Genomic DNA, 17,956 nt, shown 5'->3' with positions numbered 1-17,956 from the left:
CGAACCACCCAACGTGGAACTGCTCGTTTTCAATGTGCTCACCGCAGTTGAGCGTTTCTCTGCGAATAGTGGCGTGAGATAGTGTGTGCAACCCAGTGAGATCCGCGACATTGCGCGCGGCGGACCGGTAGGAAACGCAAGCACCTTGCTTTGCACACATGTATCGAGCTCCGGCGTACGTCGCCCCGGTAGCAAACCTTCTATCGGGCACTCGGAAAATCGAAGATCCGCTGAGTCGTCGTTATCGTCGAGTGGCTCGGGGGTGCACAAGCACGATATCACACGGGGCACTCGAACTTTGATATCGCCCAACGCAGTCGCAAAAACTCGGGAGCGCCAGTCCTTTATGCGGCGATATCGCCCGCAATGTCTGCAGCGGCGGCGTCGAGCATCGTAGGCGCGGATCTGATTTTGAGCCACCAACTGCTGAAGACTGGAAAGCACGCTTCTTGCCTCTGACATCGACAATCCGAAGTCAGCCGGGGTAGCTCCTTCGAGCGGGCGCTTAAACCGCGCCAACGGCATTTTTTCATCGGCGCCGTCTCGCTGTAGGTAGATCGTCCAGTGCATATCCATCCGTCACCTCGCTTAACCGGTGGAGTTATGGTCGAAAGTGGTGTTCGGGTGAGGCAGGGATTTGAAGGCGGTGGCGGTTTAGCTGAGAATGTTGCTTGTCTAGAGTAACAACCAGCCAAACCGAGATCCACCACCAATGAAGAAGGTTACAGAAGAAACAAGCGCGGGTAAATCGGAAGCACGGCCCAGCGGACTTGACGACTTGATTCAACAGGGCGCACGGCAGATCGTCCAGTAAGCAATCGAGGCAGAATTGGCGGCATTGCTAGAAAGATACGACAACGTGAAGACCCTTGATGGAAGGCGAACTGTGATTCGCAATGGTTACCTGCCTGAGCGCGAGGTTGTCACCGCGATTGGCCCGGTCACCGTGAAGGTGCCGAAGGTTCGCGATCGCTCGGGCTCGGGCGTGAAGTTCAATTCGAACATCGTGCCGCCCTATATTCGGAAGTCACCCCGCGTGTCAGCGGCGTTGCCTTGGCTGTATCTACGTGGCGTCTCGACCGGCGACATGGGCGAGGCGCTGAGCGTGCTGCTGGGCGAAGAGGCCAAAGGTCTTTCGCCCAACGTGGTCAGCCGTGTAAAGGTTCAGTGGTCCGAGAGCACGCCCTGTGGAATCAGCGTGATCTGTCAAACGCGCGCTGGGTCTATTGGTGGGCCGATGGCATCCACACGGGGCTGCGCAGCGACGATTCGGACGGCCAGTGCTTGTCGGTCATCATCGGCGTGAAGCCGGACGGAACGAAAGAACGCGTGGCGATCGGCGATGGTTTCCGCGAGTCGAAGGACGCCTGGTGCGAGCTCTTGCTGGATCTGAGGGCACGAGGCCTACAAAGTGGTCCACTGCTCGCGGCCGGCGGTGGGGCAATGGGGCTGTGGGCAGCATTGGCCGAAGTATTCCCAAAGACTCGACACCAGCGCTGCTGGTTTCACAAGACTGGAAATGTACTCAACGCTTTGCCCAAATCGCAGCATGGTCGGGCAAAAGCTGGCCTGCAGGAGATCTGGCAAGCCGCCATACGCGAAGAAGCGCTCGCGGCCTTCAACCGCTTTATTGACGCTTATTCGGCCAAGTATCCGAAGGCGACGGAGAAGCTCACAAAAGACAGTGATGACTTGCTCGCCTTCTATGACTTTCCTGCCGAACACTGGCAGCACTTACGAACGACCAATCCCATTGAGTCGACCTTCGCCACTGTTCGGCATCGAACAACTCGCACGCGCAATTGCGTTTCGCGTCCAACCTTCCTTGGCCTCGCATTCAAGCGGATTGAGTCGGCGGAAAAATCGTGGCGGCGCATTCGTGCGCCCGAAAAAGTCGCTCGAAGGTGTTCCTTTCAAAGACGGACTACCGGTGACCGACAGCACACCGGCTCAGCAACCGCTTGCCGCCTGATCAGACCGAACTTTCCAAACACCACATTTGACTTTATCTCTAACCGGTGTCGAAGGTAGCTTAGAGCAAAAAGTCGCGCTCCCTTAAATTTTGTCCACTCCCGTTATTGACGGACAACAACAGAAGCCGTCGCCACCAGCACGATGCTATAGACGCCGTGGCGTAAGCGATCGAGAGTCGCAGCGCCGAGGATGCGGTTGCCGGCAAACGCCTCTCCCCATTCGCTGAAGGCAAGGTTACTCGGCCAGGACCGTCGCGTCGCTCTCGTACCTTTCGGCGATCACGTCGTAGAAGTCTTCATCCTGCGACGAGCGCAGCGGCTTGAGCGCAAATTCGTCGACGATTAGGACCGGTACGCCTGCAGGCGTCAGTTTGTGTTTATAAGGATCGGTCGCGCGAGCTGTCTGCAGACTGTTCAATAGCCGGGGCTGCGTGGCCAACAAGACATCACGTCCCTGCCGGGCGGCGCAATTGCCCAAAGCCTGGACTAAGTGCGACTTGCCGGTACCGGTTGGCCCGGTAATGAGAATAGGGACCTTCTCATTGATATAGCGACCAATAGCAAGGTCATGGATATGGGTTCGATTCAGGTTCGGCAGGCGGTCGAAGTCGAATGTCTCGAGGGTCTTGCTCATTGCGAAGTCAGCACGGGCCAGGCAGGTGCGCAGCTTCTTCTGGTCTCGTCGGAGACTTCGTCATGGAGCAGCATGGCGAGGAACTCCGTGTAGGCGAGATGGCTGTCAACGGCTTGGTGGTTGCACTCCTTAAGGGAATTGAGCACGCCAGACGGGCGCAATTGCTTGAGCGCCGTGTTAATCTAGGACTGAGGTTTATGGGCATCTAGTGGATCGATCGCGGTTCTTCGGGACGCTCACATCCAGCATCGCAAAATGCTCTACTCGGTGCCGTTTGCCTTTTTCGGCAAGACGTTTGGGCAAAGGCAACCGACGGTCGTGCAACTGTTCCATCAGCACGAAATCGTCACCACCCACCCCCGGTTACGTAAGCCTGGCGTTCGCTACACAGGCCGGGATCATCAGCCGCCGGCAGCGAAGGCGTGGCGCGAACACGACCCTTAATGGTGTCTAGCCCAGGCCGAACGAGTCGGTCCTTACTGCCACGCAGTGATTGAGGCGCTCTTCAACGACGAGGCGCTTGGCAATTTGCGCGGCAGGCAGGGCATTGTGCGGCTTCGCGGACAAGGTGGGCGACGGGAGACTGGAGGCCGCATGCGAACGGGCGCTGGCGCATGCCAGCCTCAGGTGGCGGTCCATTAAAGCGATTCTGCCATAGGTCTGGAGCGCGCGGCCATCGCGCAGTCCCCGCAGTACGCACGCCGATACCTACGTCAACGGCGGCCGCTTCGGTCGCATTCTCCAATCCCTGCTGAACCACGCGGCGTGCACCGGCGGCAAATCGGGGGTACCGTCAACAGCGGCTTCTGGATGGCAAAACGCGCCAGTGGTTGTTCGCGTGTCGTGCCTTGTTCACGAACACTGGTGTCCAGCATGATCCATTCACGCAATTGCCGGTTTGCATCCAGCAGATTACGGAACGTGCGTAACGGCATGAAGGACTTCGCGACGTACTTGACGCCCGATTTAACGACGCCTTTCTTCTGCGGGTCGTGGGGCGGACGACATCGATCCTGAAGCCGTATCCTTCAGCAAGCCCCGCTTAGGAACGCTGGACATTGGGTCATACATGCATGCCCTGATGATCCTGCACTTCGTGTTGTCGATGATGATCAGCATAGATAGCCGCTGATCCACTCAAAAGCGCACCGATGACAGGTCAGCCACGTCTCGACGGTATAATCGAAGACGAGTTCGTCGTACCGGTGACGCGACCAGCATGGCGTCATGACGAAGAACTACGTCTTAAGCGCATGCCCTGATTCGTGAATGAGCGCGGGGCCAGCGCCGAAGTTAACTTTGCGCGGCCTCGCCCGGCGGAAAGTCCAGAATGCTCGCCGCGGTGACGCTACGTTCGACGCCCGGATGCCTCAGGAAGCGGCGCAGCGCAGAATATCTACTGGTGTAGCGGTGGTCGCGTTTAAGCGCACTGTGGATCGTCGTGTCCTGCACAACATCAGCCTGAACCAGCTGCTGATCTGTCCGCCAAAGGGTTCGAGCGTCGATACGCAGGTGCAGGGCAGATGCGGTATGCGGCCGAACTGAGCGGCGATCACGGTGTCTTGCGGCAGCGACGAGTTATTGTCAAATCTGGTGTTTGCGAGGCGTGGCGTGATCAGGCGGCGAGCGGTTGCTGAGCCGGTGTGCTGTCGGTCACCGGTAGTCCGTCTTTGAAAGGGATGCCTTCCAGCAGCGAGGCGATTTTCTCTGGTGCACGAATGCGCCGCCATGATTGTTGCGCCGACTCGATGAGCTTGAATGCGAGACCAAGGAAGGTCGGACGCGAAACGCAATTGCGCGTGCGGGTTGTTCGATGTCGAACGGTGGCAAAGGTGGACTCAATGGGATTGGTCGTTCGCAAATGCTGCCAGTGTTCGGCAGGAAAGTCATAGAAGGCAAGCAGTTCATCGCTGTCTTTCGTGAGTTTTTCCGTTGCCTTTGGATACCTGGCCGAATAAATGTCAGTAAAGCGATTGAAGGCCACGAGCGCTTCTTCGCGCGTGGCGGCTTGCCAGATCTCCTGCAGGCCAGCTTTGGCCCGACCATGCTGGGATTTAGGCAAGGCATTGAGAATGTTCCCAGTCTTATGGAACCAGCAGCGCTGGTGCCGAGTCTTCGGAAACACTTCAGCCAATGCTGCCCACAGACCCATCGCGCCGTCGCCGCTCGCGAGCAGCGGACCACTTTGCAGGCCTCGCGCTTTCAGATCCAGCAAGAGCTCGCACCAGGCGTCTTTCGACTCGCGGAACCCGTCGCCGATCGCCACGCGTTCTTTCGTTCCGTCCGGCTTCACCCCGATGATGACCAACAGGCACTGACCATCCGAATCGTCGCTACGCAGCCCTGTGTGGATGCCGTCGGCCCACCAGTAGATCCAGCGAGCGCCTGACAGATCACGTTGATTCCACAAGGCGTGCTCATCGGCCCACTGCGCCTTCAGACGGCTGACCACGTTCGGCGAAAGGCCCCTGGCTTCTTCACCCAGCAGCACGCTCAGCGCCTCGCTCATGTCGCCGGTCGAGACGCCACGTAGATACAACCAGGGCAACGCCGCCGACACGCGGGGTGATTTCCGAATATAGGGCGGCACGATGTTCGAATTGAACTTCACGCCCGAGCCTGAGCGATCGCGAACCTTCGGCACCTTCACGGTGACCGGACCGATTGCTGTCACGACCTCGCGCTCAGGCAGGTAGCCATTGCGAATCACGGCGCGCCTCCCGTCGAGCGTCTTCACGTTATCGTAGCGTTCGAGCAATGTCGCCAACTCCGCCTCAATCGCTTGCTGGATGATCTGCCGTGCGCCTCGCTGAATCAAATCGTCAAGGCCGCTGGGCGGTGCTTCCGATTTACCCGCGCTTGTTTCTTCTGTAACCTTCTTCATTGGTGGTGGATTCCGGTTTGGCAGGTTGTTACTCTAGACAAGCAACATTCTCAGCTAAACCGCCACCGCCTTCAAATCCCTGCCTCATCCCGAACACCACTTTCGACCTTAACTCGGCAGCGACTGCGCCGGATCAGGTCAGCCGAGCTCCTGCGCAGTGTGCCTTACAGCGGTGGGCTTCTAGCGGCCCATGAACCTAGCGCGGACTATGTCGCGGTCAGGATCGCCTTGCCGCATGTGGACAAGGACTTGGAGGTATCAAACAATTCGAACCTTCGCTTGGCTATGGGCGCTCCGCTCAGGAAGAGCGAAGCGCATCCAATTGGGAAAGTTTGAACCGCCTTCACTGCACGACACAGGTTGCGCCTATGTGCCGATCATCGAATGGCTCCATTATGCCGATCCTCCGATGGGGCATTTGCGCCGCTCATCACTTGGCTCTGACACAGCGATCCCTTACACAGCAGCGCAAATACACATCTTGTCGCAAAACTGCGTTAGAAAGTCGCAAAATTAGCAGTTCTTCTCCAACAAGGACCGTAAAGTTGCTTAGACGTTAGCGCGATTAAAGCCGATAGAATCCGGTTCGGGTCATAATGACCGTTCGCGTTTCCAATCGCTATTGGTCACCTTTAATATGACGCAACGCCATCCAAATGCGGTACGTCTTCATCAATACGTCGAACACCGAATTGACGGTATATCGACACAAAAGCGTGTAGTACGACAAGGAGAACGAAATGAGCGAAAACCAAAACCCTGTCATTGAGACATTCGCCGCGGACTGGAGAACATTCGAAACAACACATCGTATTCGTACGTACAAAGTGCTGAGTGACAGCTTGGAAACGACATGGGACGATGAACGGATTAGCAACTATCATTTTCTTTGGTTGCGCGACAACTGCCCTTGTTCGCAATGCGTGCATCCACGTACGCGGGAACAGCTGTTTGAGGTACTGGACGCGCCTGCCAACCTTTCTGCCCAGAGAATTTCCTTAGATAAGGAGGGCAAGTTGATTGTCGGTTGGAGTGACGGTCATAACAGCCAGTACGAGGCCGGGTGGCTGCGTTCACATGCATACGACCCTGCATCACGAAGCGAGCGAGCAGAACGCTTACGCAGCGTAGAGCCTTGGGGTAGCGAATTGGTTATTCCTTCATTTGACTATTCAGAAGTAGTCTCTTCGGATTCGGTCCTGCTTGATTGGTTGCTAGCCGCGCGGGATGTTGGACTTACTATGCTAACGGGCGTCCCCTCAGCAAATGAAGCGGTGGAAACCGCAGCAAAACGTATATCGTTTATGCGCGAAACTAACTTTGGAAGCATCTTCGAAGTGAAGACAAAAGCTGAAACGACTGACAGCAATGCTTACACCTCGCTTGAGCTTCCGGCGCATACGGACATGTCGACAAGAGAGCTTCAACCGGGTCTGCAGTTTCTCCATTGTTTAATCAACGATGCTGCGGGCGGCGAAAGTACTTTCGTCGACGGATTCGCTATCGCAGCGGCGTTGCAAGCAGAAGCGCCCGAGGACTTTCGCGTACTTTGTGAGCATCCAATAGACTTTTGGAACAAGGCGCCGCAAAGCGACTATAGAAGCCACGCGCCCATTATTGGCCTTGATGCGCGCGGCGAGCTTAGCGAGATTAGACTGACGAACTGGCTTCGAGCACCGATCAACTTACCATCATCAGAAATGGGCGCATTCTACCGCGCATATCAACACTTTTCAGCACTTACCCGTGATTCGCGATTTCTTGTGAGCCACCGCTTGGAGGCAGGCCAAATGTGGTGCTTCGATAATCGAAGGATCATGCATGGGCGAAAGGCTTTCGATCCGACGAGCGGGCAGCGCTTCCTGCGCGGTGGTTATATGGACCGAGACGAGTTGCTTTCCCGCATTCGTGTACTAGAACGTAGCCATGTGCGATCCACACCCATGGCCGCTAGCTGACTGTTTACCTCCATGAGCGCGGGCAATGTGAATGTAGGTCGATAGCATTGTCCTGCTCCCTTAATGAGTTGCTGGAAAAAGGTCGCAGGTCGCAGTGAGCGCTTCAAAATCCCCAACCGAATTAATGGTTTTGTTGTTGTTTGATATTTCGTAGATGTGTCAGCACATCAGCGATCAGGACTCCCGAATCGGAAGAGCATCCAGTCTCGGACTGGAAGACAAGAGTAATGTTTTATTCGACTAATGACATTAAAAAAAGGAAGATCGATGATCTACGAGCATCTGTTGTACGAAGTCGATGCTGAACATATTTGTTGGCTGACTTTGAACCGCCCTGACAAGCTCAATGCGATGAACATGAAGCTCATCGCCGAATTGCGAGATGGTCTAGAGAAAGCGGATGAAGATCCTGGAGTTAATGTGGTCGTTATCCGCGGCGCGGGTCGTGCGTTTTGCGCGGGACATGATCTTGATGAGGACGCTGAGGGAATGCGGTCTTCCACTTACCAATCAATCTATCAGTACCGCGCCCACTATTTTAAGCAGTTCGAGGACTTTACTACTCCCTGGCGCATCTCGAAACCGGTGATAGCAAGTGTTCATAACTATGCAATTGGGAAGGGATTCGAACTCTCCTTGTTCTGTGATGTAACCGTCATCTCAGATGACACTAAGATGGGATACGGGGAAGTGCGTTATGGAGTTTCGGGTCATTGCATGTTTCTTCCTTGGCTTGTAAATATGAAAACGGCCAAAAACTTGCTTTTGACCGGGAATGAGGTATCCGCAGACGAGGCGAAAGCATTAGGGCTCGTAACTGATGTTGTGCCAACCTCCGATCTTGAAGCGGCGACGCGGACAAAAGCAACGCTAATGGCGCGGTTACCTCGTGAGATGCAGCGTATGCATAAAAAATATCTGAATCATGTTTATGAATTGCAAGGTCTTAGCTCAGCTACTAGTTATTACCTCGAGCAAGTAGCGATTATGGGGTTTTGTCCAGTTGAGGAGTATCAAATGTTGACAAAATTAACCAGCGAGAAAGGATTGCGAGCAGCATTGGATGCATGCCAAGCTAAGTATAAGGGTTCTAACACGTAGGGGTTCTTTGCAAAGTAGCCCGCCAGGTTTGACCATGCAGAACGGTTGAGCATTAACGACTAAAATAGATAAATTTATTGGGCATCGCTCCGGCTGTCGAGATACGTTATATAAATGATAACGCGTGAGACCCATAGCTTTTAGATCTCGACCCGGCTTCACGATTGGAGCTTCGGGACCGTCACGACTTAAACAACAAGTTAGGGGTTAAAGAAATATGAAGATAGCATTTATCGGCCTTGGAAATATGGGCGCTCCAATGGCAGCCAATCTGCTTAAGTCGGGATTCCGCCTTGCCGTACATGATTTGGATCGTGGTAAAGCGGAGGACCTAATTAGCGCTGGGGCGATCTGGTATGACACGATTCACGAGACCGTTCGGGATGCGGAGGTTGTTATGACATCCCTTCCAACGCCGGCCATAGTCCGCGAGATTGCAACTAATGGCGGTTTGCTTGCTAGCATGAACCCTGGAGCAACGTGGATAGACTTGAGCACGAATAACTTGGAAGTTTGGCAGGAGGTCTGTGACCTAGCAAAACTACGCGGCATTTCTACATTGGATGCACCGATTACGGGTGGTGCAGAAGGTGCGAAGGCGGCCACGCTGTTAGTACTCGTTGGAGGGGAGGAAGCGGTCTATCAGAAGCATTGCAAGATCTTCAGTGCAATAGGAAGCCGTAGCGAATATCTCGGCCGATCAGGCGCGGGCTACGTCGCTAAGATCTCACAAGTGGTACTGTGCTACTTACACTCCATTGCATTAGCAGAATCCTTAATGCTCGGCGTGAAGGGTGGGGTGGACCCGGGTAAGATGCTGTCCATCATTCAAAACAGTACGGGTCGAAGCTATGTGGCAGATCAGTATGGCCCTTCGATCTTGAACGGCGATTATGATCCAACGTTCGAACTAGGTCTAGCCATAAAGGATATGCGCCTAACAATAGAGCTAGCCCGCCATGTATCCGCTGTCCTGCCTCTATGCACATTCGTGGACGACATGTATAAACGAGCAGGCGTGGAGTTTGGGAATCACGCTCCGCACTTGATGGCCGTAAAACTGCTGGAGGACTCGAACACTTTATTGCTGCGCGCTACAAAATTATTGGGATAGCTGCGTAATAACGCGTTCATGCGTTGTCACTATTGTACGTCAGTTAATCCCGCACGCAAATCAAGCGTCTTGTTGAGATTGCGCAAGTTTACCGCTATAACAAATCCAACGGCCTATACGATTCCAGCGTTATCGAGGATCCATGCTGTGGACCTTGACAAGGCCGAATTTTTGTACTTTGTACGTAGTTGATATGGGAGCTCGGGTGCTTGACTATGCGGATCCAATACTCCTCGCGAAAAAATGCTAGTTTGCCGTGTTATCTCGGACTCCGGCGGTTTCCCTTCGGTCTTCCCGCGGCGATTTTCCAAAACGCTGTTTGTAGCAGCGCGCAAAATAAGAAGCGGATTCGAAGCCGCTCGCAACGCTGACGTCAAGAATCGAAAGTCCGGTTTGTCGCAGTAGTTGTTGGCTTCTGTCTAATCTTATTCTGAGGTAGAAGCCTGCTGGGGTCTCGTCCATGGTTGTTTTGAAGAGACGCTCAAGCTGCCTTCGCGTAATATTAACATTGCATGCGATTATATCCATAGCCAAAGGCTGCTCTATATTTCTCTCCATATGTGCAATTGCCGATAAAAGTTTTGAGTTGGTTACTCCATGACTTTCAGCGAACCTTGTGCGCTGTAGGTTCTTCTGGGGGCGAATTTGTCCCAATACAAACTGGTCTGCTACCCGGATTGCGAGATCGCGCCCGTGACGGCGCGCGATCAGTTCCAGCATCAAGTCCATCGATGCTGTGCCGCCTGCTGATGTGATTCGCTGGCCATCGATTTCGAAGATTTCATGAGTGATCCGAAGCGTGGGATACCGCTCCACGAAAGCAGCAATTGTCTCCCAATGAACGGTTATTCGAAAATCTCGGAGTAATCCTGCTTCCGCTAGCACAAACGCACCGGTATCTACTCCACCCAAAATAACTCCCGCGTTCGCATGTCGCTTGAGCCAATGCTTAAGAGTTCGATCAAGATGCTTTAGCGGATCATAAGCCGCTACAACGAACAGGATGTATGCAGCTTCAATTGCTTCTAAGGGTCCGTCCACTGCCATAGACATACCGTTGCTGGCCGTGACCGCATGCCCGTCCGCACTTAACACCTTCCAACAGTAGAGATCGCCGCCAAGTCGGTTAGCAGAACGTAACGGTTCTGCGATCGCCGCAAAGTCGAGCAGCGAAAAACCAGGCATCAACAAGAACACTATGAGTTCACCCACGAAGGTCGCCTTTATCAAATATGATGCCTCTAAGACCCAGACTTGGGTGAACAATGCATCTTGTCGTTTTCGCTCGTTGCAGTGAGCAAGTCAGCTACAGCTCGGTGCCAACGGCTGAGCATGAGGACGCAGAGCACGGGGCATAACAAAGGTTTTGTTTCTACCCTCACTGCGTGTTTGACGTCAATCCCTTTCGTCTTCCCCTCCTTCCCAGCCATTTTGGGGACACTATACTCAGCACGACAGTAGAGAGCCGCCCAACATTATTAAACTAGCTTTAAGCTCTACGGCTGAATACTTGTTGCACTGACCACGTGAGGCAAAGTCGGGCGTTGTTGAATGCCTAGCCACTCATCCACGCGCGCGTGTGGGCTTCGATCTCCAACAAATAAACCACTTACCTTGTGAACCACCTCCGATGACGTTGCCTTCGAAGAAGGGCCACTCTCCCCGGAACCTACCATCGTTTGATTAGGACGCCTCGAACCGCTCAACCGCGAAGAACAAAAGCGTAAAGCCGACGAAAGATGAGGCTCGATGATTGATGATTGTTAACAACTAACCTTTTTTCGCTTATACTGTTTGTACACCTTTAGCAGTTGCTCGAATAGGGTGCGCGCTCTGCTACTGCGCTTCCCCGGCGGTTAGCTCTTGCAGACTTCGTCGCGGCCAAGGCTGATCACGTAGATTTGCAGAGCTAGCAACCATACTTTGCAGCATTTGCGATCCAAAGATTCTGAAAGCCATCGATGTAATGGCTTATCGCCACCTATATGTCGAGAAAACTGATCCATGGAGCCCTGTTTGAACCATCATACTGCCCAATTCAGCCGTCGCGAGCGTCTTAAGCGAATGTTAACACCGCAGAGTGCGGTATTTGTGGGTGGCGCGGCGTTGACGCCTGCGATCGAATATTGCCGTGCGCGAGGGTTTGCAGGTCGGATGTATGTCGTAAATCCGCGGCGCACTGAAGTTGCCGGGATTGCTTGCATTCCCGATTTGGCGGGGTTGCCAGAGGTTCCGGACGTCGCGTTCATAGCCATCCCGCGTGAGGGAGTTGTCCAACTTGTACGTGACCTGTCCCAACTTGGCGTTGCCGGGGCAATCTGCAATAGCGCGGGTTTTTCCGAAATGCAGGGAGGAGAGTCGCAAACTGCTCTCGTAGAAGCAGCCGGCGAAATGCCGGTTATAGGTCCGAATTGTCCCGGTGTTGCAAATTTCGCAGATCGATCCGTTTTTATGATGGATCACTTTGGAGATCACGGCGCCACTTCAGGTGTAGCAGTCATAAGTAATGGGGGTGCCTACCTCTCCGATATTGGGTGCGCCGATCGATCTTTGCCCGTGGCATATTCCGTGGGCCTCGGCAACCAAGCCATGGTAAATATTGCGGACATTATGGATGTCGTCTTGGACGATGATCGAGTTCTTGCAATAAACCTCTACCTTGAGGCGATGCCGGATGCAGTTACCTTTTCAGCGGCCGGCTTAAAAGCGGCGCGTAAGGGCGTGCCTGTAGTAGTTGTTAAAGGCGGACGTTCGACCGCCGGTCGCAGAGCCGCGCAATCCCATACCGCATCGCTGGCAGGCGATGATATCGTAGCTTCCGCTATGTTTCGACGACTTGGTTTTGTTGAGGTGCGTACAACGACTGAAGCGTTAGAAACACTAAAGATGCTGGTTTTGGCACCAAGAGTGAGAGGGCGCCGCGCGGCACTGGCTACTAGCTCGGGATCATATGCCGTCATTGGAAGCGATTGCGCTGAAGCACGTGGATTGATTTTGCCACCACCGTCTGCAGCGGCCGCAGCACGTCTTGAGGCGTATTTGCCGCCTTTCATCCATGCTGCGAATCCGCTTGACATTGCTTCAGCTCATAGCGGCGATGATTCTGCATGGGATCAAAACCTAAGCATTTTTCGTGCTTTACTCTCTGACGATTACGATGTCGCAATTCAAGTCTTGTGCTATCCGCCAGAAGGGGGATGGGATCCAACAGGTTGGGATATCACTGCAAAAGCATTCGCACATATTGCTCGTGAACGTGGAATTCCAGCAGCATGGATAAATACGTTACCCGAAGATATGCCAAGGAAAGCGCGAGAACGAATGATCTTGGAGGGCATGGTCCCACTACTAGGGATGGCTGACGGAATGACAGCCGTAGCGGGTGCCGTTCAATATTCAGAAATGGCTGACAGGCTTGCCTCGATGTCGGACGATGAGATTCTTCTAGGTAGTTGTCCGACAGGTGAAGACCTTGGCGTTGCCCTCGACGAAGCCACCGCGAAAGCCGCTCTGAAAGATGCAGGACTTCAAGTGCCAAGCAATGTTGTTATTACGGCTGAAGGAAAAGGTCGTTTGGACGAGCTTAAGTTCCCGGTAGTCGTGAAGGCCCTTAGCGCGCAGCTTGCTCATAAGACAGAATTGGGAGCCGTGGCTTTGAACGTAAGTACTTCGGAGGCGGCCTGGCAAACTGTATATGCAATGGCTGAGAAACTTGAGCAGGACGCCCCCGAGCTTGCTATTAAAAGCTTTCTGATTGAGGAGATGGTAAAGGACGTGGTTGGTGAGCTGCTGATAGGAATCCGGCGCGTCGATTCAATCGGACTAGCTCTCACGATTGGTATGGGCGGCATTGAGGCCGAGCTATTGCGGGATACTGTTACTTTGCTCCTGCCAGCTTCACGGGAGACGATCGCCGAGTCGTTGAGCAACCTGAGGCTGTTCCCATTGTTCACTGGCTGGCGTGGGCGACCGAAAGGAGATATTGAAGGCGCCATTACTGCAATCGTTAGGTTTGCTGATTTCGCAATCAAGAACCAAGACGCCGTTATTGAAGCGGAAATCAACCCTCTCATGGTGCGTAGAGAAGGGTACGGCGCAGTTGCTGTGGACGCTGTCATGAGGTTGAGGACGTAACCTCTCAAATCGCAATGTTGAGGAAAAGGTGCTTTATGGGCGTTCTAAGCGGGGTGAAGATTATCGAAATGGTCGGGCTTGGACCCTCGCCATTTTGCGGAATGCTCTTTGCCGATTTAGGCGCGGATGTGATCGCGGTGGAACGTCCTGACGAAACCGTTGGCGATCCACGAGCTTGGTCAATATGTAGCCGTGGCAAGCGCTCTATCGTTCTTGATATGAAGAAGGCTGGAGCCGTCGAAGCTCTTTTGCGACTTATCGGCAAGTCCGACGCTTTAATTGAGGGCTTTCGGCCTGGCGTCATGGAGCGACTCGGACTGGGGCCTGATGTTTGCTTCTCGCATCGTCCATCATTAGTGTTTGGACGGATGACTGGTTGGGGGCAGCACGGGCCACTCTCAAACGCAGCGGGCCACGACGCGAATTACGTGGCTCTTTCTGGCACCCTATGGTCGTCCACCCAGCCTAACCAATCCCCGGAGGCGCCGCCAACCATTCTTGGCGATGTGGCCGGTGGTGGGTTATACCTGGCAATTGGCGTTTTAGCGGGAATATTGCGCGCAAGGCAAGACGGTACTGGGCAGGTTATCGATTCCGCAATGGTCGATGGGTCAGCGCACGTGATGAACCTGATGCTATCTTTCCTTCCCGAATACGATTTTTCGATCGCGAACTTGAGGCCAGGAGCTTTGCGTCAACATTGGGACCGCAGTTATGTGTGTGCAGATGGTGAGTGGATAATTCTTCAGGCCGTCGAGGCTCATTTCTATAAGCATCTAATTAGGCTTCTTGGTCTTCAAGATGAAGAGCGTTTCGCCGAAAATCTACGGTCAGATCCTCTCGTTTGGGAGCCTCTTGGCGAAGAACTTGCCGCATTGTTTAAGACGAAAACGCGTGCGGAATGGAGCGAGTTGCTTGAAGGAAGCGACGCATGTTTTGCTCCTGTCCTGTCCATGACGGAGGCCGCCAAGCATCCACACTTGTTGGCGCGTGAGGTATATAAAAACGTTGATGGAGCGCTGCAGGCTAGCCCAGCTCCGCGCTTTATGGCTACCCCATCTCCTGAATTAAGATCGATACCAGTTAAGGGGCGGCATACCTTGGATATTCTCCGTGAATTGGGGCTTAACGATTTTGAAATTACGTCGCTAAAGGAATCAGGCGCGTTGGGATAAAACCGGAGCCCCCAAGAGCTCGAGACGACCTTCTGCAAGAACGGAATCGTCACGGTCTTTCATCCTGCCAAATCGAGGCTTTGGGCGGTCAAAGGCCGACAGTCAACTGTCGATTATCTTCTCGAGTCGGAGGTAGATAGAGCCAACCGTTCCAGCAAATCGATTGTTGCCTCCTGATGTTTGCGACATTGAATGGATCGACGCCCGCTACCATTTTCCAAGAATCTTTATATGGTGATTGAAACAGATACGAAAATTTGCTTTGGTTTAATGCTTGCAAGCTAAGTCGATGCTTGCCGTTGCTTATTGCTCTAGGAGCGTTTATGAACGATGCTTGCGCGCAAGATATCCGGGTACCGCTGCTGGCAGGCATACTGTTCACCGTGTTTGCCTATTTCTTGTTCTCCGGTCATGACGCTTTGATCAAGCTCGTGGTAGCGGGACTGACGGTATGGCAAATTATGTTCTGCCGCTCCATTATCATTTTGACTACCTGCGGTGTTTTCGGAGGGCGAAAGCTCTTGGTCGAGACACTCCAATCGCCCATACTGCGACCGATGTTTATTCGCAGCGCATTTATCTTCACCGCATGGATCTGCTATTACAATGCGGCAAAATCTTTACAGCTTGCCGAGCTCTCTACGATTTATTTCGCGGCTCCAGTCATCGTCACGGCGCTTTCAGTGTTGATGCTTGGCGAGATCGTCCCACCTCTCCGCTGGGCGGCGGTTTTCATCGGGTTTGCTGGCGTCGTGGTTGCTTGTGATCCTACGCGGATTGGTATTACCTTGCCCATAGCATTAGCATTGGTGGCTGCATTTTTATGGAGCATCTCTCTTTTGCTTCTTCGCACTATCTCTTTGCGTGAGCGAGCGACCGTTCAGCTTGTTCTGAACAATACCTACTTCATGTTGTTTTCCGCCGTTCCGGCAATTTTGTGGTGGAGGGTCCCCGATCTGTTGCAATCGTTCCAGCTAATAGGGGTGGCGGTGCTAGGGGGGGCGGCCCAGTTTATGTTACTTAAGGGCATAAACCGAACCCCGCTCTCGATCCTTGGACCGTTGGAATATACTTCTTTGCTTTGGGCATTCATTCTTGGATTTGCAATCTGGCACGATTTACCTCGCACGGAGGTGCTCGTAGGAGCCGTTTTAATTATCGCCGGTGGACTATTAATGGTCGGCGATGAGCATTTTAGGAAAAGAGTTTGACGCTTGAGCAAACTCTTTTCAAAACGCGCGAAGGGCAAAAAGTCCGTAGAAAGCAAACAGTGCAGGACGCAGCAAGGTGGACGGCGACAGTCAGCAAGTCAGGCCGTTTGACCTCACAATAGAATGCCAGCGACGGTTATTGTCCTGTTGTTTTCTTGTTGTCTCCCTTCCTTTCATCGTGGTTTCCTCGGCGCGGAATACCCCGGCACCAGCGACTTTCGAATCGTCTGCGTTACACGTCAGTTGGCGCATAAACAGTCTTTCGCAAGCCACCCAAAATCAATTCTTTTACCCGCTCGGCTCGCCATGCCTCACTCCGACGGTGTAGCGTTCGTAGTTGTGCCTGACTCGCTTACGCTCTAGGAAATATTGCAGCCGACCTATCCATCAATACATTGGTCGGCAGAGGGCTCTCCAGTCAACCATCCTTCGAGCAACGGCGACGCATCGGCGAACGGATTCGCTCGACTTCTCCGCCGGTTTTGCCTTAACACTTGCGGTGCGTTGGACGTGCTTCACTTTCTTTCGATGCCGAAGAGAGGCCGGCGACGAAGACGGCAAGCTCTGATCCGGCCGACGGTGCTGCTTTAACTCGCACGCCGTGGGATGCGAAACGCTCAATGCCTGCTGAGCCGTCCGCATCACCTGCAGCAGGTGTATAGAGTCGAGGGTTGAGTGCGCCTTCTGTTTCTCTTTGGTAGCGGGTCCGACACTGTCGTGCGCCAAAAGTCGATCGCACGGCGTCGGGGGCGCTAATAAGCCTTGTGTACGCGCGCGCCGTCACGGGTCTTGGACTTGCGCTTGAACAATGGCTGGAAGAAATTAACGTATCCGAGATGATGCGTACGGCTGCGCCAGTGGGTTCCTGGCCTCGACTCCGCTCAAAAGGCCGTAACCGATGGTCGCCGCAAAACTGCGACGTTCTTCTGCTCCACCCAAGCCCAATCGTTCTCCTTGTATGCCCTCGATCGCGGTTGCCAGGTTACGGCCCTTGCAGAGTTCGAGAACGCTCTGGGTCATGAACGCTCTGTCATTATCCAAGTCCACCCCAATTATTGCGAATAGCAGATCGGCAGCTGCTTTTTCGAATTTTTCAATCAGCAGCATCTGGTTACATACCCGCATCGCCACACGTATTGTCCAGCCGCTTTCGATATCAGTCAGCATGAGAGGTGTGGACGAACTCGCCGTCGATCTTCGAGCCACCGCAATGTTCGGCCATCCGATCTCGAAGAAACCTGGCGGACGATCACGCCAATCGGCGAAGGTATGCGCCGGAATGCTGCGCCGAAGGGCCGAGCCCATCCCCCGTGGGCCGTTTGAGTGCGCCGCCCATCGATGTACGCATGCGCACTGGCCAGCATACGATCGATGGTCGCCGCGCTAACCTTAAGGAGTTGGTCATGACGACCGGATCCGTGTTGAGATGGCCGTGCCTCTCCTTTACATCAACTTTGAGTTAACCCGGGTTCGTGGACGCTTATTCTTTAGAACAGGGGGTGTCCATTATGCAGAGACGTCGGAAGCCGTACCCGGCGGATTTCCGGGCGCAGATTGTTGAACTAATGCGCGCGGGGCGCACGCCTTAGGAGCTCGCGGAGGAATCCGAGCCCACCGCGGCGTCGATCTTCAACTGGTTAGCGCAGGCCGAGCGCGACGCAGGCCGGCGCCATGAAGGGCTAACGACAGCGGAGCGCAAGGAACTGACCCAGCTGCGCCGCGAGGTTCGCCAGCTCGAGCTTGAGCGGGACATCCTGTCAAAGGCCGCGGCC

At 53.9% G+C, this 17,956-nt stretch carries 10 protein-coding genes and 2 pseudogenes; 8 read left to right on the top strand and 4 right to left on the bottom strand.

The window, feature by feature from the left end:
* The first annotated feature begins 712 nt into the window (after window positions 1–712).
* Window positions 713–1,972, top strand: a pseudogene (locus ACRWA7_RS34535) (IS256 family transposase).
* 103 nt (window positions 1,973–2,075) lie between these two features.
* Here the strand turns inward: ACRWA7_RS34535 and istB are convergent.
* Window positions 2,076–2,789, bottom strand: a pseudogene (gene istB / locus ACRWA7_RS34530) (IS21-like element helper ATPase IstB).
* A gap of 73 nt (window positions 2,790–2,862) precedes the next feature.
* On the opposite strand from istB, the gene ACRWA7_RS34525 reads away from it, so the two are divergent.
* On the top strand, window positions 2,863–3,051 hold the full coding sequence (locus tag ACRWA7_RS34525) for a hypothetical protein (protein WP_438397349.1): 189 nt from the start codon (window positions 2,863–2,865) through the stop codon (window positions 3,049–3,051).
* Window positions 3,052–4,222: 1,171 nt separating this feature from the next.
* Here the strand turns inward: ACRWA7_RS34525 and ACRWA7_RS34520 are convergent.
* Window positions 4,223–5,491: an IS256 family transposase gene (locus ACRWA7_RS34520; RefSeq protein WP_438397348.1), complete on the bottom strand. Its 1,269-nt coding sequence runs from the start codon at window positions 5,489–5,491 to the stop codon at window positions 4,223–4,225.
* A 740-nt stretch (window positions 5,492–6,231) separates the two neighbouring features.
* Between ACRWA7_RS34520 and ACRWA7_RS34515 the strand changes: the two genes are divergently transcribed.
* From ACRWA7_RS34515 to ACRWA7_RS34505, 3 genes are all read left to right on the top strand, one after another.
* Window positions 6,232–7,449, top strand: coding sequence for a TauD/TfdA family dioxygenase (locus tag ACRWA7_RS34515; RefSeq protein ID WP_438397347.1), 1,218 nt, complete (start codon window positions 6,232–6,234; stop codon window positions 7,447–7,449).
* 267 nt (window positions 7,450–7,716) lie between these two features.
* Window positions 7,717–8,550: an enoyl-CoA hydratase/isomerase family protein gene (locus ACRWA7_RS34510; protein WP_438397345.1), complete on the top strand. Its 834-nt coding sequence runs from the start codon at window positions 7,717–7,719 to the stop codon at window positions 8,548–8,550.
* 217 nt (window positions 8,551–8,767) lie between these two features.
* The gene (locus ACRWA7_RS34505; protein ID WP_438397343.1) at window positions 8,768–9,664 is read left to right on the top strand and encodes an NAD(P)-dependent oxidoreductase; all 897 of its coding nucleotides are present in this window, start codon (window positions 8,768–8,770) and stop codon (window positions 9,662–9,664) included.
* Window positions 9,665–9,910: 246 nt separating this feature from the next.
* Here ACRWA7_RS34505 and ACRWA7_RS34500 read toward each other — a convergent pair whose 3' ends face one another.
* Complete coding sequence (locus ACRWA7_RS34500; protein ID WP_438397433.1) at window positions 9,911–10,849, bottom strand: GlxA family transcriptional regulator; 939 nt, start codon at window positions 10,847–10,849, stop codon at window positions 9,911–9,913.
* Window positions 10,850–11,680: 831 nt separating this feature from the next.
* On the opposite strand from ACRWA7_RS34500, the gene ACRWA7_RS34495 reads away from it, so the two are divergent.
* The 3 genes from ACRWA7_RS34495 (at window position 11,681) to ACRWA7_RS34485 (ending at window position 16,184) form a co-directional block, all read left to right on the top strand.
* Window positions 11,681–13,798 carry an acetate--CoA ligase family protein gene (locus ACRWA7_RS34495; protein ID WP_438397341.1) on the top strand — a complete coding sequence of 706 codons (2,118 nt, stop codon included), beginning with the start codon at window positions 11,681–11,683 and terminating at the stop codon, window positions 13,796–13,798.
* A 35-nt stretch (window positions 13,799–13,833) separates the two neighbouring features.
* On the top strand, window positions 13,834–14,973 hold the full coding sequence (locus ACRWA7_RS34490) for a CaiB/BaiF CoA transferase family protein (protein ID WP_438397339.1): 1,140 nt from the start codon (window positions 13,834–13,836) through the stop codon (window positions 14,971–14,973).
* A gap of 323 nt (window positions 14,974–15,296) precedes the next feature.
* Window positions 15,297–16,184, top strand: coding sequence for a DMT family transporter (locus ACRWA7_RS34485; RefSeq protein ID WP_438397337.1), 888 nt, complete (start codon window positions 15,297–15,299; stop codon window positions 16,182–16,184).
* An 822-nt stretch (window positions 16,185–17,006) separates the two neighbouring features.
* On the opposite strand, the gene ACRWA7_RS34480 is transcribed toward ACRWA7_RS34485, so the two are convergent.
* Entirely contained in the window at window positions 17,007–17,351 is a 345-nt protein-coding gene (locus ACRWA7_RS34480) for a hypothetical protein (RefSeq protein ID WP_438397336.1), read from the bottom strand.
* Window positions 17,352–17,956 lie beyond the last annotated feature (605 nt).

The organism is Caballeronia sp. DA-9 (genome assembly GCF_051615025.1).
GTDB lineage: Bacteria > Pseudomonadota > Gammaproteobacteria > Burkholderiales > Burkholderiaceae > Caballeronia > Caballeronia sordidicola.
This window is presented reverse-complemented; position numbering and strand designations above follow the sequence as displayed.

Bases quoted from the DNA above. Each gene is read 5' to 3' on its own strand.
- ACRWA7_RS34525 (WP_438397349.1), top strand. From the start codon at position 2,863: ATGCTCTACTCGGTGCCGTTTGCCTTTTTCGGCAAGACGTTTGGGCAA.
- ACRWA7_RS34520 (WP_438397348.1), bottom strand. From the start codon at position 5,491: ATGAAGAAGGTTACAGAAGAAACAAGCGCGGGTAAATCGGAAGCACCG.
- ACRWA7_RS34515 (WP_438397347.1), top strand. From the start codon at position 6,232: ATGAGCGAAAACCAAAACCCTGTCATTGAGACATTCGCCGCGGACTGG.
- ACRWA7_RS34510 (WP_438397345.1), top strand. From the start codon at position 7,717: ATGATCTACGAGCATCTGTTGTACGAAGTCGATGCTGAACATATTTGT.
- ACRWA7_RS34505 (WP_438397343.1), top strand. From the start codon at position 8,768: ATGAAGATAGCATTTATCGGCCTTGGAAATATGGGCGCTCCAATGGCA.
- ACRWA7_RS34500 (WP_438397433.1), bottom strand. From the start codon at position 10,849: ATGCCTGGTTTTTCGCTGCTCGACTTTGCGGCGATCGCAGAACCGTTA.
- ACRWA7_RS34490 (WP_438397339.1), top strand. From the start codon at position 13,834: ATGGGCGTTCTAAGCGGGGTGAAGATTATCGAAATGGTCGGGCTTGGA.
- ACRWA7_RS34485 (WP_438397337.1), top strand. From the start codon at position 15,297: ATGAACGATGCTTGCGCGCAAGATATCCGGGTACCGCTGCTGGCAGGC.
- ACRWA7_RS34480 (WP_438397336.1), bottom strand. From the start codon at position 17,351: ATGCTGACTGATATCGAAAGCGGCTGGACAATACGTGTGGCGATGCGG.